This window comes from Comamonas sp. 14P8.1.4 (assembly GCF_057799285.1).
Genome location: NZ_JBYOKN010000001.1, coordinates 890,820 through 910,818, shown reverse-complemented (window position 1 = coordinate 910,818; position 19,999 = coordinate 890,820). Strand labels below are relative to the sequence as shown.

The following is a 19,999-nucleotide window of genomic DNA, read 5'->3' as shown; positions in this document are numbered from 1 at the left end:
CTTCGGAGGTAGCGGGTTTCCTGGTGCTGGCATGCACAGGGTGGTTCACCATGCACGCCTGTATGGAGCGGCGAGCGCCATGATCACTGCAAGCAGCATGCATGCAGCGCGTCACGGGTTTCAGGCTGCTTGCAGCAAGCGCTGACGCGCCACTTGGTACTCGCGCTTGAAACGTGCAATCAACTCTGCTGCGGGCTGAATCTTGTCGATGCTGCCAATGCCCTGGCCACAGCCCCAAATATCTTTCCAGGCCTTGGTGCGGCCCGAGCCAAAGTTCATGGCACTGGGGTCAGACTCTGGCAGGTTGTCCGGATCCAGCCCCGCTGCGCGGATCGACGGTGCCAGATAGTTGCCATGCACACCCGTGAACAAGTTGGAATACACCACATCGTCCGAGTTACTGTCGACGATGGCCTGCTTGTAGGCTTCTTCCGCTCGTGCCTCTTCGGTGGCGATGAACGCCGAGCCGATGTACGCAAAATCAGCGCCCATGGCCTGGGCCGCCAAAATGGCACCGCCTGAGGCCATGGAACCCGACAGCGCCAAAGGCCCGTCAAACCACTGGCGAATTTCCTGAATCAGTGCAAACGGGCTTTTGGTGCCAGCATGCCCCCCCGCACCTGCAGCCACAGCAATCAAGCCATCTGCACCTTTTTCAATGGCCTTGTGGGCAAATTTGTTGTTGATGACGTCATGCATCACCACACCGCCCCAGCTGTGCACCGCCTGGTTCACATCCTCGCGCGCGCCCAGACTGGTGATGACCAACGGCACCTTGTACTTGGCGCAAACCTGCAGGTCATGCTCCAGACGGTCGTTGCTCTTGTGCACGATCTGGTTAATGGCGAACGGCGCCGCCGGCGCCTCAGGATGCGCCTTGTTGTGCGCAGCCAGTGTTTCGGTGATCTCAGCGAGCCAGTCGTCCAGCAACTCGGCAGGGCGTGCATTCAGCGCAGGCATGGAACCCACAATACCGGCCTTGCACTGTGCAATGACCAGCTTGGGGTTGCTGATGATGAACAAAGGCGAGCCAATCACAGGCAAAGCCAAGTTTTGCAGCACTGCAGGGATTTTCGACATGCCGTGGTCTCCGTACTTTATTTCTACAAGTCAAATCACCTGCTAGCGCTTGGTACAACAGCGCTAGCAGCTCACTTTTTCATCTTAAGTGCAGAGAGCGCCGCTGGCATGACTGCCCACCGCCCCGGCTGTCACTCTGGCGTCAGAACGCATCCAGTGGCAGTGCACAAGCGCTGTCGCCACCGGCCAGGATGCTGTCACGCAGGCTGGTGGTACGGGTCAAAATATGCTCGGCGTAGAACTGCGCTGTCACCACCTTGGCCTGCATGAAGGCCACATCCTCGCCCTGGGCGGCCTTGTCCTGCGCCACCAGCAGTGCGCGGCCCATTTGCCAGCCGGCCACCAGGTTACCAGTCAACATCAGGTACGGCACGCTGCCTGCGTACACCGCATTGGGCGAAGCCTTGGCCTTGACGGCCACAAAATCCACCACTTCCAAAAATGCCTCGCGCGCCGCCTGCAGGCGCTGCGCCATCGACTGCGCCGCCGCCGCGCCAGTGGCTAGCAGCTGTGCTTCGGTCTTGGCAATTTGCGCTGCGATGTCCTTGGCGTTCTTGCCGCCGTCACGCGCTGTTTTGCGCCCCACCAGGTCATTGGCCTGAATGGCGGTTGTGCCTTCGTAGATGGTCAGGATCTTGGCGTCGCGGTAGTACTGGGCGGCACCGGTTTCCTCAATGAAGCCCATGCCGCCGTGCACTTGCACGCCCAGGCTGGTCACCTCCAGGCTCGATTCGGTGCTGTAGCCCTTGACCAGCGGCACCATGAATTCATAAAACTCGGCATTCGCCTTGCGTACCTCGGCATCGGGGTGGTGGTGGGCCGCGTCATAAGCCGCCGCCGCAGTGCTGGCCATGGCACGACACGCCTCGGTGGTCGCACGCATGGTCATGAGCATGCGGCGCACATCGGGGTGGTGAATGATGGCGGCGCTGCCCGCCACACTGCCGTCGACCGGGCGGCTTTGCACACGGTCACGCGCGTACTGCACCGCGCGCTGGTAGGCCCGCTCGGAGACACCAATGCCCTGCATGCCCACGCCATAGCGTGCGGCATTCATCATGATGAACATGTACTCCAGGCCACGGTTTTCTTCACCCACCAGGTAACCAATGGCTCCACCGTTGTCGCCGTACTGCAGCACGGCCGTGGGCGATGCCTTGATGCCCATCTTGTGCTCAATGGAGACGCAGTGCACATCATTGCGTGCACCCAGCGAGCCATCGGCGTTCACCAGGAACTTGGGCACCACAAACAGGCTGATGCCTTTCACCCCCTCAGGGGCACCGGCCACACGTGCCAGCACCAGGTGGACGATGTTGTCCGCCATGTCGTGTTCGCCGTAAGTGATGAAAATCTTGGTACCAAACACCTTGTAGCTGCCGTCGGACTGGGGCTCTGCCTTGGTGCGCACCAGCGCCAGGTCGGAGCCTGCCTGGGGCTCGGTCAGGTTCATGGACCCCGTCCATTCCCCCGTGACCAGTTTCTCCAGGTAGGTGGCCTTCAGTGCATCGCTGCCTGCTGTCAGCAGCGCTTCGATCGCACCATCGGTCAGCAACGGGCACAGCGCAAAGCTGATGTTGGAGGCATTGAGCATCTCCACGCACGCTGCACCAATCGTCTTGGGCAATGCCTGCCCGCCGAAATCTGCTGGATGCTGCAGACCTTGCCAGCCCCCTTCGACAAACTGCTGGTAGGCCGCCTTGAAGCCGGGCGTAGTGGTCACCACGCCATCTTTCCAGCTGGAAGGCTGGGTGTCGCCCACAATATTCAGCGGCTCAATCACGCCTTCGCACAGCTTGGCGCTTTCCTCCAACACGGCTTGCGCGGTCTCCAGACCTGCATCTTCAAAACCGGGAATCTGCGCCACGTTGTCCAGGCCCGCCAGGTGCTCCATGGCAAACAGCATGTCCTTGATAGGTGCGGTGTAGCTCATGTCTGTCTCTCTTTTCTCTTATCTATAAAAAACCTGCACTAGCCCTTATGTAGCAAGCGCTATCTGCTATTTATTTCAATACATCCATATCACCCTGCGGATGCAGTTGTGCCGGCTTGGCCAGCCTGCACGTTGCCGGGGTACAACTGCAGCCCCTCTGATTCACGCGACGGTGTGGCGATGAACGAGGGGGTGGCAGCCAACGTGCCGCGCTTACTGCGTCACACGCCCCTGGGCATTCACAATGCTCAAATCCACAAAACGGGAGCCCGATTGCGACCCCGTGCGGTATGTGACCCAGTAGCCACCCAGGTCAAACGCATTCAGGTTGCGCAGACTCTCTGCCAGCTTTTCGCTGTTCAGCGGCTGCGCGCGGCGCATGGCTTCCACCAGCACCTTGGCGTTGACATAGCCTTCCATCATGGCGTAGCTCACAGGGGTCTCTTCCCCCTTGGCCTGCTTGCCCACCAGATCACGGAACTCTTTGCTCAGGCGGTTGTTCAAGCGATAGGGGTTGGGCACGACCTGGGCGATGGACACACCGCGCATCAAGTCCGTGGGCAAACGCGTGGCCAGCTGCTCAATGTCTGCGCTGGACGTGGCATAAATCTGCGCCGCACCACCTTCCATGCGGTAAGACTCCACAAATGCTGCCGTCACCGGGCTGGAAGCCACCACGATCACCGCCTGCACGCCGGCCTCAACCTTTTGCAAGCGATCTACCACCGCTTCCTGCGCCGCCTTGCCCGCCTTGAGCATGCCGCTGGTCAGCAGCTTGGCACCAGAGGCTGCCACGACCTCAGCCACCGCAGTCTCCAGGGCCTGCGCTTCCTGCTCCTGGCGCTCGTCATACACCAGCGCCAGCCGGGTCAGACCCAGCGTTGCCAGGTGCTTGGCAATTTTTTCAATTTCGTCGGGCAAAACCGCACGGGTGCTGAACAGCTGTGCGGCCTTCAGCACACGGGTGTCGGTGCTGTGAAAGCCCACAATGCTGATCGATGCCTGATCCAGCATCTTGCTCTCCAGCAACGCCAGCAAATTGCGATTGCCAAAGTAGCCCGCCAGGGCCACAGGCTTGGACTCTTGCAGCAGACGCTGGGTTTGCTTGACGGTCTCGTCAGGGCTGGCCCGGTCATCCAGGCTAACCAGCCGCACACGGTCGCCTTGCACACCACCCGAGCGGTTGATGTGGTTGAAGTACAAATTCATGCCTTGTGCATAGGCTTTGCTCTGCACGGCTGCGGCACCTGTCATCGGCGCCACCTGGCCAATCACCCAATCCGCATGCGCCCAGCCGGCGGATGCTGCCAACGTCAGCGCCAGTCCCCATTGGCCCAGCGTGCGTGCGTGTTTCCCCTTCATGTCACCCCTCCGTAATCGTCAGATCGTTGTTGTGGACACTCAAGCCTTGCACCCTCAGATGCAAAAAAGGAGGGGCGTGCCCCTCCTTTTATTGACGCGTCTTACAGCGCGTTGACCAGTTCAGGCACCGCCTGGAACAGATCGGCTTCCAGGCCGTAGTCGGCCACCGAGAAGATCGGTGCTTCGGGATCCTTGTTGATCGCCACGATCACCTTGGAATCCTTCATGCCTGCCAAATGCTGGATGGCACCGGAGATACCTGCTGCGATGTACAGCTGCGGCGCCACGATCTTGCCGGTCTGGCCCACTTGCAAGTCGTTGGGGGCGTAGCCTGCATCCACTGCTGCGCGCGATGCGCCGATGGCGGCGCCCAGCTTGTCCGCCAGGGGGGTCATCACTTCGTTGAACTTCTCTGCAGAGCCCAATGCACGGCCACCGGAGACGATGATCTTGGCAGCAGTCAGCTCGGGGCGGTCGTTCTTGGTCACTTCACGGCCCACGAAGGCGCTCTTGCCGGAGTCGGCCACAGCAGCCACGGTTTCCACCGCCGCAGAGCCACCGGTGGCAGCAGCGGCGTCAAAGCCTGTGGAGCGCACGGTGATGACCTTGGTGGCGTCGCTCGATTGCACGGTGGCAATGGCGTTACCGGCGTAGATGGGGCGCTCGAACGTGTCAGCCGACACCACGGCGGTGATGTCGCTGATTTGGGCCACGTCCAGCTTGGCGGCCACGCGAGGGGCGGCGTTCTTGCCGGAAGCGGTGGCAGGGAACAGGATGTGGCTGTAGTTACCAGCAATGGCCAGCACCTGGCCGGCCACGTTCTCAGCCAGGCCATCCTTGAGGGAAGCGCCGTCGGCGTGGATCACTTTGGACACGCCAGCGATCTGGGCTGCAGCGGCAGCAGCGGCGGCGGCGTTCTCACCAGCGACCAGCACGTGCACATCACCACCGCAAGCCTTGGCAGCGGTCACGGTGTTCAGGGTTGCGCCCTTGATGGAGGCGTTGTCGTGTTCAGCAATAACGAGTACGGACATGATTCTTCTCTCCTAGACGCTTAGATGACCTTGGCTTCGTTCTTCAGTTTGTCCACCAAAGTGGCAACGTCGGGCACCTTCACGCCAGCACCGCGCTTGGCGGGCTCAGCGACCTTCAAGGTCTTGATGCGGGGAGCCACATCCACGCCCAAGTCTTCCGGCTTGACGATGTCCAGCTGCTTTTTCTTGGCCTTCATGATGTTGGGCAAGGTGACGTAGCGGGGCTCGTTCAGGCGCAGGTCGGTGGTGATGATCGCAGGAGTGCTCAGGCTGAGGGTTTCCAGGCCGCCGTCGACTTCGCGGGTCACATTGACCTTGTCGCCAGCGACTTCGACCTTGGAGGCGAAGGTGGCCTGGGGCAGATCGGCCAGCGCAGCCAGCATCTGACCTGTCTGGTTGTTGTCACCATCAATGGCTTGCTTGCCCAGAATCACCAGGCCAGGCTGCTCTTTAGTCACCAGAGCGTTGAGCAGCTTGGCAATGGCCAGGGGCTGCAGATCGGCATCGGTTTCCACCAGGATGGCACGGTCAGCGCCAATGGCCATCGCGGTGCGCAGGGTTTCCTGGCACTGGGTCACGCCGCAAGACACAGCGATCACCTCCGTGACCACGCCTTTTTCCTTCAAGCGCACGGCTTCTTCAACGGCGATTTCGTCAAAGGGGTTCATGCTCATCTTGACGTTGGCGATGTCCACACCCGTGCCATCGGACTTCACGCGGACTTTGACGTTGTAGTCCACCACGCGCTTGACTGGGACCAATACCTTCATGCTGCTGCTCCTTGGATCCGTGTAATTGCAGATTATTTGAATTGACGTAAACGTAAATCGACAAACATTCTATGCGGCGTTGCAGCAATACGGCGAAGCATTCCTTACGCAGGCGCCAGCATAAAAAAGAACGATCGTGCCATTTTATGCATGCATCGCCCTTGATGGGTAGGAAACTTGCAGGAAACTAGGGTTCTTCCCTAGGTGAAACCGTGGAAGCAGGTACTACCGCAGCAGAACTCCAAGCGGCTTCTGAACCCTCTGCCCATTGCACCACCTGGCGGGGAATCGGCAAGCACACGCCGACCTCGCGCAAACCTTGCCACAAGGCCAAATTCACGTCAGAGCGCAGATTGCCCTGACCGTTTTGGGGATCGTTGATGTAGTACGTCAGCGTGAACTGCAAACCATGCTCCACAAAGTCCACCAGTTGCACCGTCGGCGCTGGCTCGCTCAAAACCCTTGGCTGGCACTTGGCGGCGTCCAGCAAGACTGCACTGACCTGGGCCACATCACTGTCCATGCCCACCACCATTGTGGTGCTCAGCGCGAACTTCCGGTCTGCCTGGGTCAGGTTTTCCACTTTCTGCGTGATCAAGGTTTCATTCGGAACAATCGCCTCACGGCCATTGGAGGCGCGAATCACCGTAAAACGCGTCTTGATATCCGTGATGCGTCCTTCAAAGCCATCCACACGCACGTTGTCACCAATGCGCAATGCACGCTCAATCAGCACCAAAAAGCCGCTGATGTAGTTGGATGCAATTTTTTGCAGCCCAAAACCCAGCCCCACGCCCAAGGCCCCGCCCATGACCGACAGGGTGGTCAAATCCACCCCAACCCATGACAGCGAAACCAGCAGGCCCACCATGATCAACACACCCCGCGTGATGTTCATTGCGACCTTGCGCATGGACAAATCACTGACCCAGCGATTGATCACCTGCAGCTCAAACAGGCTGGCCACCCACAGCACCACCACCATCATCAAACCGGCAGACAAGAGCCCTTCCATCAAATTGAGCAAACTGATGTGCGTCTTGCCAAGGGTCAGCCGGATCGACTCCAGCTCATTCGTCACCAAGGGCAACAAGCCCACACTGTGCAGCACCGCAACCAGCCAGGCCAGCCACGAGAAGACCCGTTCGATCAGCCGCATGCCTGTGGAGTTGGGAAACACCTTGCTGAGCACACGCGCCACAAACCGGATCATCGCCAGCGACAGCAAGAGCGACACCGCCAAGCGCAGCCAGAACACAGGCATGAAGTGCACAACGATGGCTTGCCCTAAGTACGTGAAGCACAAAGCCATCAGCGGGTACATGGCACCACTGACGGGGTTGTGCCCAAACCAAATGGGTGAGTACTTGCCTTTGCCCCGCAAGCGATTGCCCAAGAAACGCACACAGAAGTACGCCAAGAGCAATGCAGCCAGGAAAACCGACAACTCCAGCCAAGCGCTGGAGTTGTTGAAGTCATCAATCAGCTTGTCAAAAATTTCCATGAAGCACCCCTCGGCAACTCAATCGAGGGAGATTGTGCAAAGCACAGACTACGTCGTCTGTCAGAGAGCAGATCATTGCTGCGGGCCACGCCGCCACGCTGGCTTGCGTTTTTGCGCAAAAGCCTGCGCGCCCTCCTGCGCATCAGCATCCATCATGTTGCAAGCCATGGTTTCACCCGCCAGCACATAGGCGGCTTCCAGACCCATCTCTCGCTGGCGGTACAGCAGGGCTTTGCCCATGCGCACAGCCGTCGGCGGCTTATCCACAATCGATTGCACCCACTGTGCAATCTGAGCATCCAGGGCTTCAGGTGCCACGACCCGGTTCACCAAGCCCTGTGCCTGTGCAGTATGGGCATCCATGAAGTCCCCGGTCAGCAGCATCTCCATGGCCTGTTTGAAAGGCACATTCCGCACCAAAGGCACACTGGGCGTGGCGCAGAACAGCCCGTAATTGATGCCACTGGTTGCAAAGCTGGCCTGCGTGCTTGCCACCGCCAAATCACACTGCGCCACCAACTGGCAGCCTGCAGCCGTGGCCATCCCGTGCACACGTGCAATGACAGGCACAGGCAGCTGGGCAATGCTCAGCATCATGCGTGAGCATTGAGTAAACAACGCTTGGTAATACGCCAGTTCGGGCTGTGCAGCCATGTCTTTCAAGTTGTGACCGGCGCAAAAAGCCTTTCCACTGGCAGCCAGCACCACCACGCGCACGTTGTCGTCACGTGCAATGTCATCCAGCGCATCTTGCAAGGCCTGCAACATGGCACTGCCCAGTGCGTTAAAGCGTGGCGCGTCGTTCAAGGTCAGGGTGACCACGCCACGCGCGTCACGGGATTGCAGAAAAACGTCGTTCATAGTTTAAAGATCCGCCAACACGCGCACATGCGCTTCCACGCTGCGAGACAGCGGGCCCATCATGTAACCACCTTCCAGACACGACACCACGCGCCCCTTGCTAAAGCGGCGCGCCACATCCTTGATGCGCTCCGTCAGCCAGATGTAGTCGTTCTCCGTCAGGTTCAGCTGCCCCATATCGTCATCGCGATGGGCGTCAAAACCAGCACTGACAAAAATCATTTCGGGCTTGAATGCTTCGAGCCGCGGAATCCACAGCATCTCGACCAATTCGCGAATGTCCATACCCTTGGTGTACGCAGACACCGGAATATTGAGCATGTTGGCAGCGGGCTCCTTGTCGCCACTGAACGGGTAGAACGGGTGCTGAAAAAAGCTCACCATCAGCACCCGGTCATCGCCAGCCAGAATGTCTTCGGTGCCATTGCCGTGGTGCACATCAAAATCCACAATCGCCACGCGCTTGAGGTTGCGCCGCTGCAAGGCATGCAGGGCTGCAATGGCGACGTTGTTGAAAAAACAAAACCCCATGGCTTTGTCCCGGGTGGCGTGGTGCCCGGGTGGTCGGATGGCGCAAAACGCGTTCTCCAATGCGCCGTCAATCACGGCATCGGTGGCCGCCACCGCAGCACCTGCGGCATGCAAGGCCGCATCGAAGGTGTGCGCATTGATGGAGGTATCGGTATCCAGCTGCGTGTACTCCGGCCCGCCAGCGGCTTGCTCTTCAATCAAGCGATCCGTCAGGCCGCGCAGGGCCGCCACATGCATGCGATCATGGGCGAGTTCGACATCGCTCAACGCGGCCTGTGGCGCATCCATGCGCTCCAGACCATCAAACACCCCGGTCATGAGCAGTCGATCTTCGATCGCATCCAAGCGCTGCGGGCACTCAGGGTGCCCGGGGCCCATATCATGCTGTCGGCACGAACGGTGAGAAAAATAGCCTGTCTTACCCACTTTTCTTGTCCCCTGTCATCTTTGTTTTCGGATAAGTTTTGCACATGAATCTGCACAAAATCCGGTCTCTTTTGGATCAGCTTAACACGGTGATCGTTGGCAAAAAACAGCAAGTACAAGACTGCGTTGCCTGCCTATTGGCGGGTGGTCACTTGCTGATTGAGGACGTACCCGGTGTGGGTAAAACCACCCTCGCTCATGCCCTGGCCCACGGCTTTGGCCTGCAGTTCTCGCGCGTGCAGTTCACGGCCGATCTGATGCCCAGCGACCTGACGGGCGTGTCGGTGTATGAGCGTGCCAGCGAAGGCTTTGTCTTTCACCCTGGCCCCGTTTTTGCGCAAGTGCTGCTGGCCGACGAAATCAACCGCGCCAGCCCTAAGACACAAAGCGCACTGCTCGAAGCCATGGAGGAAAAACAAGTCTCCGTGGAAGGGCAGACGCACCCGCTGCCTCAGCCGTTCTTTGTGATTGCAACGCAAAACCCGCTGGAGCAACTGGGCACATACCCGCTGCCAGAGAGCCAACTTGACCGTTTCTTGATGCGCATCAGTCTCGGCTACCCGGATCGGGCAGCCGAGCTGCAACTGCTGCGCCACCACGGGCACCGCGCCCAGGCCGATCAATTGCCCGCGCTGATCAGTCCCCAGGATCTGCATGACTTGCAGCAAGCCGTGCTGCAGGTGCATGCCGCCGAGCCGTTGCTGCACTACATCCAGGACTTGCTGGATGCCACGCGCAACGGCACCTGGTTTGTGCAGGGCCTGTCCCCCCGGGCCGGGATTGCCTTGCTGCGCGCGGCCAAGGCCCATGCACTGCTGCAAGGGCGCGACTATGTCTCCCCGGACGATGTGCAGGCCATCTTCCCCGCCACCATGGCACACCGCCTGCATGCAGTGGCAGGCGCAGGGCGTGGCACGACGGCACAAGTGCACGCCATGCTGCAAGCTGTGGCTGTGCCCTGATGCAGGATCACCCACCCCCCACGCGCAGCCCGTGGCGGCATGCCCTGCACCGCTGGGCCACACGCCGTCAGCCGGCACGCGCGCAGCACCACTTGAAGCAGCGCAACCTCTACGTGCTGCCTTCGGCCGCTGGCTGCGTACTGGCCGTCACCTTGCTGGTACTGTTGGTGGCCAGCATCAACTTCCAGCTCAATCTGGGTTATGCCCTCACTTTTTTGATAGCAGGCAGCGCACTGTCCAGCTTGTGGATGGGGCATCGCAACCTGCGCGGTCTGGAGTTGCGACTGGGGGCCTTGCAACCTGTGTTTCAGCATGACCGCGTGGCTGTACCTGTCTTGCTGGGCAATGCCCAGGGGCGGCACCACCGCCATGGGCTGTCACTGGCGCTGAACCGCACACAGGGCAAACTGGCCTGGGTGCATGCCGATGTACCGGCCCATCAAACGGCCACCGTCGAGCTGGGCAGCGTGCCCCACCAGCGTGGCTGGCACCGTGTGCCCCGGGTGGTGATCGAAAGCCGCTTTCCGCTGGGCGTCTTTCGCATCTGGAGCTACTGGCAGCCCGCTGCGCGTGTCCTGGTCTACCCGGCACCTGAAACCCCAATGCCACCCATCTTGCATGGCGACGCGGATGCCGATCCCCAAGCCGCCTCCCACCAGCCCGGCGCTGCCGAGCACGATGGGGTACGCAGCTACCAGCGCGGGGATACGCTACGCAGCGTGGTCTGGAAAAAAACCGCCACTGCGCTGGCCACCGGCCATGGAGACCTGGTGGTGCGCAACGGCCACGCCGCGCCCACCCAGCGCCTGTGGCTGGATGCCCGCGCCACAGGGCTGTCCAACCCCGAAGCCCAAATTGCACGCCTGACGGCCTGGGTTCTGCACGCGCATGGGCAACAGTGGCAATGGGGACTGCGGCTGCCCAGCGGCCAGCGCATCGCGCCCGCCAGCGGCACACCGCATTTGCACGACTGCCTTGCAGCGCTGGCCACCGACGGGCACACGGCGCAGCCCAACGATTCATAAACAAATACGCCTCTAGCGATTATCCAGCCTACGCAATAAGCTATCAAATATGCAAGAACACGCCGCCACCTCCTTGCCACGCGAGACCCGTGACACCTGGCTGGTGCTGGCCGTGGTGGCCCTGGTACTGCTGCCGCAAGTTGCCTATTTGCCGCTGTGGGCCAGTAGCCTGGCGCTGGGCATGCTGGCCTGGCGGCTCTGGATTGCACGCAAAGGCTATCGCCTGCCCGGCAAATGGCTGCTGGCCGGCCTACTGGTGCTGGCGGTCGGCGCCACGGTGCTGCAATTTCGCACCATCGTCGGCCCCGAAGCCGGCGTGGTCCTGGTGGTTTTGCTGCTGGTACTCAAAACCCTGGAAATGCGCGCGCGCCGCGATGCCATGGTGATCTTTTTTCTTGGATTTTTCACACTGCTGACGCTGTTTTTGCAGTCCCAATCGCTGTCGATCGCCGCTGCCATGCTGCTGGCGGTGTGGGGGCTGCTGGCCGCGCTGGTCAACGCCCACATGCCTGCAGGCTACCCCAGCCTGCGCCAGTTGCTGCGCACCTCCGGCACGTTGATGCTTCTGGGCGCCCCCATCATGCTGGTGCTGTTTCTGAGCTTTCCACGCTTTTCCCCGCTGTGGGGGCTGCCCACGCAGCCCAACCAGGGGCGCACCGGACTGTCAGATGACATGACCGTGGGCCAAGTCGCCACGCTGGCGCAAGACCGCAGCATGGCCCTGCGCGTGCGCTTTGATACCGAGGGCCACCGCCCCCCGCCACAACACTTGCTCTACTTTCGCGGCCCGGTACTGAGCCAGTTTGATGGCCGCAACTGGAAAGCCGGCACCGATGAATGGGCCAACGTCCTCCCCCCCGGCCGGGTCATGCCCGCCTCAGGGCTGGGCGATGCCATCGCCTATGAAATCACGCTGGAGCCACACCAGCAGCGCTGGCTGCTGACCCTGGAAGCCACGCTCCAGCCCCCTGCCGCCGCCGTGCGCCGCCTGCTGGCCACCAGTGAGCTGCAATGGCTGACCACGCGCCCCATCAACGAAGTGCTGCGCTACCAGGCCCAGGCGCACCTGCAATATGCCTATGAGCAGCAGCTGTCGCCCGCCCAGCGCCAACGCTTGGTACAGCTGCCCCGCCGACTCAACCCGCGCACTGCCGCCTGGGGGCAGGCCCTGCGCCAAGAGCACGGCAGCGATGACAAGGCCCTAATTGCCGCGGCACTGGCCCGCCTGGGCAATGGGTCGTATGTCTACACCTTGCAGCCCGGTGTGGTGAACAGCTCCCACACGGCCGATGCCTTCTGGTTTGACAGCCAGCAAGGCTTTTGCGAACACATTGCCTCGGCCTTTGTGGTGCTGATGCGCTCGGCGGGCCTGCCAGCCCGCATCGTCACCGGCTACCAGGGCGGCGAGCGCAATCCGGTCGACGGGCTGTGGACGGTTCGCCAAAGCGATGCACACGCCTGGGCAGAGGTCTGGCTGCCACAGCAAGGCTGGGTACGCATCGACCCCACCGCCGCTGTAGCGCCGTCTCGCATCGAACAGCTGCAGCGCCTGCCAGCGCCTGCCACCTTGCTGGAGAGCACGATGGGCAATGTGGTCGGCCCCGATGCCCTGCAGCGCCTGCGCGCCAACTGGGAAGCCATCAACCACCGCTGGAATGACTGGGTGCTGAACTACGCGCGCAGCGACCAGGACCAGCTCCTCAGCCGCCTGGGGCTGCAGCACTGGAATCTGCCCCAGCTGGCAGCAGGCCTCGGTGCCGTGGCCGCTGTGCTGCTGGCTGCGCTAGGCCTGCAGCGCTGGCGCAGGCAACGCATTGCCGATCCCTGGCTGCGCCTGATGGCGCAGGCCCGCCAGCAACTGGCGCGGGCCGGCATTACCCATGCGCACAGTCTGGGACTGCAGGCCCTGGCCGCGGCCACCCAAGCACAATGGGGGGATGAATCCCAGCCACTGCAACAGTGGCTGCGACAGATGGAACAATGGCGCTATGCACCGCATAGCACCCAGACACCGACGCTGGCCACTTTGCGGCGCCATTACCGCGCTTTGACCTGGCCCCGACACCGCACACCATGAAACGCCTGCTCTCCCCTCTGATCTTGCTTGCCCTGGCTACAGGCTGTGCCACCCACTTTGCGGCTTCCGCGCAATCCAGCGCCTCAACCGCCAAACGCAGCGCACCAGCCCCAACGCCTTACAGCCAGCGCGCAGACGCACAGCAGTGGGCCCAGGATATGGCGGCACGCCGGGGCCTGGACCACCGCTGGGTGCAAGCCCAGCTGGCGCAAGCGCGCTTTTTGCCGCAAGTGCCCAAGCTGATGACGCCGGCCCCCAAAACCCGCACCACCGCGCGGGACTGGGCCGATTACCGCCACCGCTTCATCGACCCCGTGCGCATTCAGGCGGGCCTGCAGTTCTGGCGCGACAACGCCGAAACACTGGCCCGTGCAGAAACTCAGTTTGGCGTCCCCGCCAGCATCATCGTCGGCATCATTGGCGTCGAAACCATTTACGGCCGGAACATGGGCAACCTGCGTGTGCTGGACAGCCTGACCACGCTGGCCTTTGACTTTCCCGCCACCCACCCGCGTGCAGCCGAGCGCCAGCGCTACTTTCAGGGAGAGCTCGAGCAGTTTCTGGTCATGATGCAGCAAGCGGGCACCCCCACCACCGAAGCGCGCGGCAGCTACGCAGGCGCCATGGGCCTGGGCCAGTTCATGCCCAGCAGCTGGGCCCAATGGGCGGTGGACTTTGATGGCGATGGCCGTATTGATCTGTTCAACAGTCCGGTCGATGCCATTGGCTCCGTGGCCAACTACTTCAAGGCGCACGGCTGGGTCAGCGGCCAACCCGTGTGGTACCCCGCACTGTTCAACACCGACAGGCTGAATCTGGCTACATTGCTGGCCCCGGACATCCTGCCCAGCTTTACCCCATCGCAAATGGCAGAGCTGGGGGTGGTGCCGGAAGACGGCATGCAACACGATGGTCTGCTGGCGCTGATTGAGCTCAAGAATGGCGACGCGGCCCCCAGCTACATCGTGGGCACACAGAACTTCTACGCCATCACGCGCTACAACTGGTCCAGCTACTACGCCACGGCCGTGCATGACCTGGGCCAGGAAATTGCCGCCGCGCGCAATGGCAGCATGCCCGGTATTGCGCTGCCGGTGATGGTGCCGCTGGTGGCTGCGCCGGCCGCCGAGCGCAGCGCGCCGTAATTGCGGCGACCACATTTGCCCGCCTGCGCACAGCGGGCAAACCTGCACTTTGCGCGCAATCCCTCAATGGGATGCTCCTAGTAGCCACCCGCGCCAGACTGGCGCACGCTGCATGCCTGACCCCTACATCACACCATGGAGAAGGCATGCAACGTTGGACTCTTTCCCCCTTGTCAGTCACTTTGTGCGCACTGGGCCTGCTGGCAGGCACTGCACACGCCCAGTTCAAAGAGCCAGACAAAGTCAAAATTGGCTTCATCACCGACATGTCCAGCCTGTATGCCGATGTGGAAGGCAAGCACGGCGCCACCGCCATCCAGATGGCCATCGACGACTTCGGCGGCAAAGTGCTAGGCAAGCCGATTGAGCTGATGACGGCCGACCACCAGAACAAGGCCGACATTGCCGCCAGCAAGGCGCGCGAGTGGATTGACCAGCAGGACATCAGCCTGGTGTTTGGCGGCACCAACAGCGCCACAGCCCTGGCCATGGCTGCCGTGGCCACCGAGAAAAAACGCGTGTTTGTGGACAACGGCGCCGGCACCTCGGCCCTGACCAATGAACAGTGCAGCCCCTACGTGGTGCACTACGCTTTTGATACCGTGGCACTGGCCAAGGGCACGGGCAAGGCCGTGGTCGAAAACGGTGGCAAGAGCTGGTACTTTCTGACGGCCGACTACGCCTTTGGCCACGCGCTGGAGGCAGACACCACCAAAATCGTGCAAGCCAATGGCGGCACGGTGCTGGGCTCGGTCAAGACACCGCTGAACGCGTCGGACTTCTCCAGCTTCATGCTGCAGGCACAAAACTCCAAGGCACAGATTCTGGGCCTGGCCAATGCCGGTGGCGACACCGTCAACTCCATCAAGGCGGCCAAAGAATTCGGCATCACCAAAAGCATGAAGCTGGCGGGCCTGCTGATTTTCTTCAGCGACATCCACAGCCTGGGTGTGAAAAATACCGAAGGCATGCAGTTCACCACCAGCTGGTACTGGGATTTGAACGATGCCTCGCGCAAATTTGCCGACAAATTCATGGCCAAAACCAAGCGCCGCCCCAGCGAAATTCAGGCCGCTGACTACTCGGCCGCCTGGAATTACCTCAAAGCCGTCGAGAAAGCTGGCACGCTGGAAGGCGACAAAGTCATGGCCGCCTGGAAGAGCATGGAGCTCAACGACTTCTTCGGCAAAGGCCGCATCCGCCCCGATGGCCGCTACGCGCACGATATGTACCTGATGGAGGTGAAGTCACCCGCCGAATCCAAGGGCACCTGGGACTACTACAAGCTCATCAAAACGCTGCCGGCTGACCAGGTGTGGACCACCCAGGCTGAAAGCAAGTGCCAGCACTGGAAGTAAGCACGGCACACAGCGCCTGGCCCCGGCCACACCGCACAGAAAAAAGCGCGAGCCAAGGCCCGCGCTTTTTTGATAGCTGCCAGCGCTTGCCTTTCAAGCACTTCAGATACAAAACAGCTTGAAGTGATTGAAAAGCATGCGCTAGCAGCTCTGCTTTTTATACAAGGTTTACTGTGCAATCGCTGTGACGGAGCCTACCTGCTTGCGCAATTCAAACTTCTGGATCTTGCCGGTGCTGGTCTTGGGCAGCTCACCAAACACCACGGCACGCGGCACCTTGTAGCCCGCCAGATGCTGCTTGCAATGGGCAATGATGTCCGCCTCGGTCACCACCGCACCCGCCTTGATTTCCAAAAACGCGCACGGCGTTTCACCCCATTTCTCATCCGGCTTAGCCACCACAGCGGCAGCCAGCACGGCCGGGTGGCGGTACAGCACGTCTTCCACTTCGATGGACGAGATGTTCTCGCCACCGGAGATGATGATGTCCTTGCTGCGATCCTTGATCTGGATGTAGCCATCGGCGTACTGCACAGCCAGGTCACCGCTGTGGAACCAGCCGCCCCGGAAAGCATCGTCTGTGGCCTGCGGGTTCTTGAGGTAGCCCTTCATGGCAATGTTGCCACGGAACATGATCTCGCCCATGGTCTCCCCATCCCAAGGCACGGGCTGCAGGGTTTCGGGGTCCATCACGCGCACCTCGCGCTGCAGGTGATAGCGCACCCCCTGGCGGGCATTCAGGCGCGCACGTTCACCAATGTTCAAGTCATTCCAGGCGCTGTGCTTGGCACAGACCGTGGCCGGGCCGTAGGTTTCCGTCAGGCCATAGACATGGGTCAGGTCAAAGCCCATGGCCTCCATGCCCTCAATCATGGAAGCCGGTGGCGCAGCCCCCGCCACCATGGCTTTCACTCCGGCCGGAATGCCTTGTTTGATGGCATCGGGTGCATTCACCAGCAGCGACTGCACAATCGGCGCGCCACAGTAGTGCGTGACGCCGTGCGCACGGATGGCATCAAACACGGCCTGGGCTTCCACGCGGCGCAGGCACACGTTGACACCGGCACGCGCCGCCACCGTCCAGGGGAAGCACCAGCCGTTGCAGTGGAACATGGGCAGCGTCCACAAATACACGCTGTGCTTGGGCATATCCCACTCCAGCACATTGCTGATGGCATTGGTGGCCGCGCCGCGGTGGTGGTAGACCACACCCTTGGGGTTGCCGGTAGTGCCACTGGTGTAGTTCAGGGCAATCGCATCCCACTCGTCCTCAGGCATTTCCCAGGCAAAGTGCGCATCGCCCTGCGCCACAAAGTCGCCATAGCCGATGCTGCCCACGTGCACGGCCGCTTCGCCATACAGGGCGTCCTCCACTTGAATCACCAGCAACGGTTCGATGCGCGTGCGCAGCTTCAGGGCCTTGGCAATGAGCGGGGCAAACTCCGGGTCCACGATCAGGGCCTTGGCTTCGCCGTGGTCCAGCATGAAAGCCAGCGCTTCGGGATCCAGCCGCGTGTTCAGCGTATTGAGCACCGCCCCCGACATCGGCACACCAAAGTGCGCCTCCACCATGGGCGGAGTGTTGGGCAGGATCACCGCGACCGTGTCATTTTTTCCAATCCCTGCGCGCTGCAAGCTGCTTGCCAACTGGCGGCAACGCGCATAGGTCTGCCCCCAGGTCTGGCGCAAGCTGCCATGCACGATGGCCAGCCGCTCGGGATATACAGAAGCCGTGCGCTCGATAAAGCTCAGTGGCGTGAGGGTGGCAAAGTTCGCTGCGTTGCGATCCAGATGCTGGTCGTATGGGCTGATCATCTCCCTGATCTCCTTGATGTTGTACTTCGTTTTTTCACGCGTTTCAAACATCCCTACTTTCACGCAATGCGGCCTGTTCACAACATCAGCAAATACCCGCTTGCACCCCGCCAACACCCCGTTTTCCTTTGATGCTGCGCAATATCACTAATTCCAGTATCGAGTGAAATGAAATCGCTATCTGGACTGGGTCTAAACCGTGCAACCAACGGTGACATGCGCTGCTGTCACCCACCGCTGCACCTTTAGTCGGAGCAGATCGCCATGCACGGTTTCCAGCAAACCGTGCATGCCTTCAAAAACGACAAGTGCTCTGGAGCCACACATGAAACTCAAACTGCGTCCTCTCGTTGCCGCGGCCATGGTTGTTGCGGGTTTTGCTGCTGCGCCTAGCTGGGCCATGCAACCCAACAACGAACCCATCGCCCCTCTCGTCGCCCCCAAGGTGGCCAACCCCGCCATGGTGGAACTGGGCAAGAAGCTGTGGTTCGATCCACGCCTGTCCAAATCCGGCTTCATCTCCTGCAACTCCTGCCACAACCTGTCGATGGGCGGCAGCGACAACCTGAAGACCTCGATTGGTCACAACTGGCAAGAAGGCCCCATCAACTCGCCCACCGTGCTGAACTCCAGCCTGAACGTGGCGCAGTTCTGGGACGGCCGTGCCGGCTCGCTCAAGGAACAGGCCGGCGGCCCCATCGCCAACCCCGGTGAAATGGCTTTCACCCATGAGCTGGCCGTGGACATGCTGAACGCCATCCCCGGTTACCAGTCCGAGTTCAAGCAAGTGTTCAAGAAAGACAAGATTGACATCGATCAGGTGACCGATGCCATCGCCGCTTTCGAAGAAACCTTGGTGACCCCCAACTCGCGCTTTGACAAGTGGCTCAAGGGCGACGCCAAGGCGCTGAGCAAAACCGAACTGGAAGGCTATGCCCTGTTCCGTGACAGCGGTTGCGTGGCCTGCCACAACGGTGCTGCGGTTGGCGGCAACTCCTTCCAACGTATGGGTGTGGTGGAGCCCTACAAGACCAACAACGCCGCCGAAGGCCGTGTGGCAGTGACCGGCACCGATGCCGATCGCTTCAACTTCAAGGTTCCCACGCTGCGCAACGTCGAGCTGACCTACCCCTACTTCCACGATGGCGCTGCTGACACCCTGGGCCAGGCTGTGGACACCATGGGCCGCATCCAGCTGGGCAAGAAGTTCACCGCGGAAGAGAACGCCAAGATCGTGGCCTTCCTGAAGACGCTGACTGGTGACCAGCCTCAGCTGAATATGCCCATCCTGCCTCCATCCGGCGACAAGACCCCCCGTCCTAAGCCTTTCGCGAAGTAAGCAGCACCCCAGATGCCATGGTTCGCCATGGCATATCGCCTCCTGCAAGGGGCTGTCAACGGCCCTGCGACGCAGGGCCTTGATCCATGCCAAGGTGCCATGCACTTTGGTGTGGATACTGTTGTTCTCAGGTTCTTTCAGGCGTGAACCCGCTTTTCCATGACAGATTCCCTCACCGCGACCACCACCAGCGACATTGCAGCGCGACTGCGCCATGCCGGCATTCAGCCCACGCGCCAGCGCTTGGCCATTGCCCAAGCCTTGCTGCTGGCGCCGGTGCACCTGGCGGCGGACGACATTTTGCGCACGGCGCGCGCCTACCTTCCCAGCCTATCCCGCGCCACCGTCTACAACACGCTCCCACTGTTTGTCGAAAAAGGTCTGCTGCGTGCCCTGCGTCTGGATCAGGAGTGCACGGTCTATGACTCACGCACCGATGCGCATTCGCACATCTACCACGAAGACACCGGCATGCTGGAAGACATTCCCAGCGAAATGCTGCAGTGGCCGCGCATCCCTGCCATCTCGGAGGACCTGGAACTCATGGGCATGGACTTGGTGGTTCGCGTACGCCAGCGCCAGCAACCCCGCCCACTGACAACAACCCGAGAAGCCGATTAACCCAACTGGGTATTCGCAATTTCAAGAAAATCAATAATCACTTTCAGTCTTTACTGAACTCCATAAAAACAATAAATATCAATCACTTAAAATCAAAAAATACATCTGAAAAAATGCTTTTAACATCAAAACAAAAGATGTTTTATATAAGACATC

At 60.8% G+C, this 19,999-nt stretch carries 16 protein-coding genes; 7 read left to right on the top strand and 9 right to left on the bottom strand.

Going from position 1 to position 19,999, the window contains the following annotated elements:
- Positions 1-120: 120 nt before the first annotated feature.
- The 8 genes from AC27VO_RS04225 to AC27VO_RS04190 form a co-directional block, all read right to left on the bottom strand.
- Positions 121-1,080, bottom strand: coding sequence for an NAD(P)H-dependent flavin oxidoreductase (locus AC27VO_RS04225; RefSeq protein ID WP_488665430.1), 960 nt, complete (start codon positions 1,078-1,080; stop codon positions 121-123).
- Between the two features lie 142 nt (positions 1,081-1,222).
- Positions 1,223-3,013: an acyl-CoA dehydrogenase C-terminal domain-containing protein gene (locus AC27VO_RS04220; RefSeq protein ID WP_488665429.1), complete on the bottom strand. Its 1,791-nt coding sequence runs from the start codon at positions 3,011-3,013 to the stop codon at positions 1,223-1,225.
- Positions 3,014-3,226: 213 nt separating this feature from the next.
- On the bottom strand, positions 3,227-4,375 hold the full coding sequence (locus tag AC27VO_RS04215; RefSeq protein ID WP_488665428.1) for an ABC transporter substrate-binding protein: 1,149 nt from the start codon (positions 4,373-4,375) through the stop codon (positions 3,227-3,229).
- 101 nt (positions 4,376-4,476) lie between these two features.
- Entirely contained in the window at positions 4,477-5,409 is a 933-nt protein-coding gene (locus AC27VO_RS04210; RefSeq protein WP_488665427.1) for an electron transfer flavoprotein subunit alpha/FixB family protein, read from the bottom strand.
- Positions 5,410-5,429: 20 nt separating this feature from the next.
- A complete protein-coding gene (locus AC27VO_RS04205; protein WP_488665098.1) occupies positions 5,430-6,179 on the bottom strand; it encodes an electron transfer flavoprotein subunit beta/FixA family protein in 750 nt (249 codons plus the stop codon).
- 187 nt (positions 6,180-6,366) lie between these two features.
- Positions 6,367-7,683, bottom strand: coding sequence for a mechanosensitive ion channel family protein (locus tag AC27VO_RS04200; RefSeq protein ID WP_488665426.1), 1,317 nt, complete (start codon positions 7,681-7,683; stop codon positions 6,367-6,369).
- Positions 7,684-7,755: 72 nt separating this feature from the next.
- Entirely contained in the window at positions 7,756-8,544 is a 789-nt protein-coding gene (locus tag AC27VO_RS04195) for an enoyl-CoA hydratase (protein WP_488665425.1), read from the bottom strand.
- Between the two features lie 3 nt (positions 8,545-8,547).
- Positions 8,548-9,453, bottom strand: a complete 906-nt coding sequence (locus tag AC27VO_RS04190) for a histone deacetylase family protein (RefSeq protein ID WP_488665424.1) — start codon at positions 9,451-9,453, stop codon at positions 8,548-8,550.
- A gap of 92 nt (positions 9,454-9,545) precedes the next feature.
- Here AC27VO_RS04190 and AC27VO_RS04185 point away from each other — a divergent pair, with 92 nt between their 5' ends.
- The 5 genes from AC27VO_RS04185 (at position 9,546) to AC27VO_RS04165 (ending at position 16,068) form a co-directional block, all read left to right on the top strand.
- Positions 9,546-10,463, top strand: coding sequence for an AAA family ATPase (locus AC27VO_RS04185; RefSeq protein WP_488665423.1), 918 nt, complete (start codon positions 9,546-9,548; stop codon positions 10,461-10,463).
- On the top strand, positions 10,463-11,488 hold the full coding sequence (locus tag AC27VO_RS04180; RefSeq protein WP_488665422.1) for a DUF58 domain-containing protein: 1,026 nt from the start codon (positions 10,463-10,465) through the stop codon (positions 11,486-11,488). The genes AC27VO_RS04185 and AC27VO_RS04180 overlap by 1 nt, the downstream gene beginning before the upstream one ends.
- A 49-nt stretch (positions 11,489-11,537) precedes the next feature.
- On the top strand, positions 11,538-13,565 hold the full coding sequence (locus AC27VO_RS04175; RefSeq protein ID WP_488665421.1) for a transglutaminase TgpA family protein: 2,028 nt from the start codon (positions 11,538-11,540) through the stop codon (positions 13,563-13,565).
- A complete protein-coding gene (gene mltB / locus AC27VO_RS04170; RefSeq protein ID WP_488665420.1) occupies positions 13,562-14,710 on the top strand; it encodes a lytic murein transglycosylase B in 1,149 nt (382 codons plus the stop codon). The genes AC27VO_RS04175 and mltB overlap by 4 nt, the downstream gene beginning before the upstream one ends.
- 146 nt (positions 14,711-14,856) lie before the next feature.
- Positions 14,857-16,068, top strand: a complete 1,212-nt coding sequence (locus AC27VO_RS04165) for an ABC transporter substrate-binding protein (RefSeq protein ID WP_488665419.1) — start codon at positions 14,857-14,859, stop codon at positions 16,066-16,068.
- A gap of 168 nt (positions 16,069-16,236) precedes the next feature.
- Here AC27VO_RS04165 and AC27VO_RS04160 read toward each other — a convergent pair whose 3' ends face one another.
- Positions 16,237-17,883 carry an acyl-CoA synthetase gene (locus AC27VO_RS04160; protein ID WP_488665418.1) on the bottom strand — a complete coding sequence of 549 codons (1,647 nt, stop codon included), beginning with the start codon at positions 17,881-17,883 and terminating at the stop codon, positions 16,237-16,239.
- A 325-nt stretch (positions 17,884-18,208) separates the two neighbouring features.
- Between AC27VO_RS04160 and AC27VO_RS04155 the strand changes: the two genes are divergently transcribed.
- On the top strand, positions 18,209-19,222 hold the full coding sequence (locus AC27VO_RS04155; RefSeq protein ID WP_488665417.1) for a cytochrome-c peroxidase: 1,014 nt from the start codon (positions 18,209-18,211) through the stop codon (positions 19,220-19,222).
- A 159-nt stretch (positions 19,223-19,381) separates the two neighbouring features.
- Positions 19,382-19,843 (top strand): Fur family transcriptional regulator, encoded by a 462-nt coding sequence (locus AC27VO_RS04150; protein ID WP_488665416.1) that lies wholly within the window; start codon positions 19,382-19,384, stop codon positions 19,841-19,843.
- Positions 19,844-19,999 lie beyond the last annotated feature (156 nt).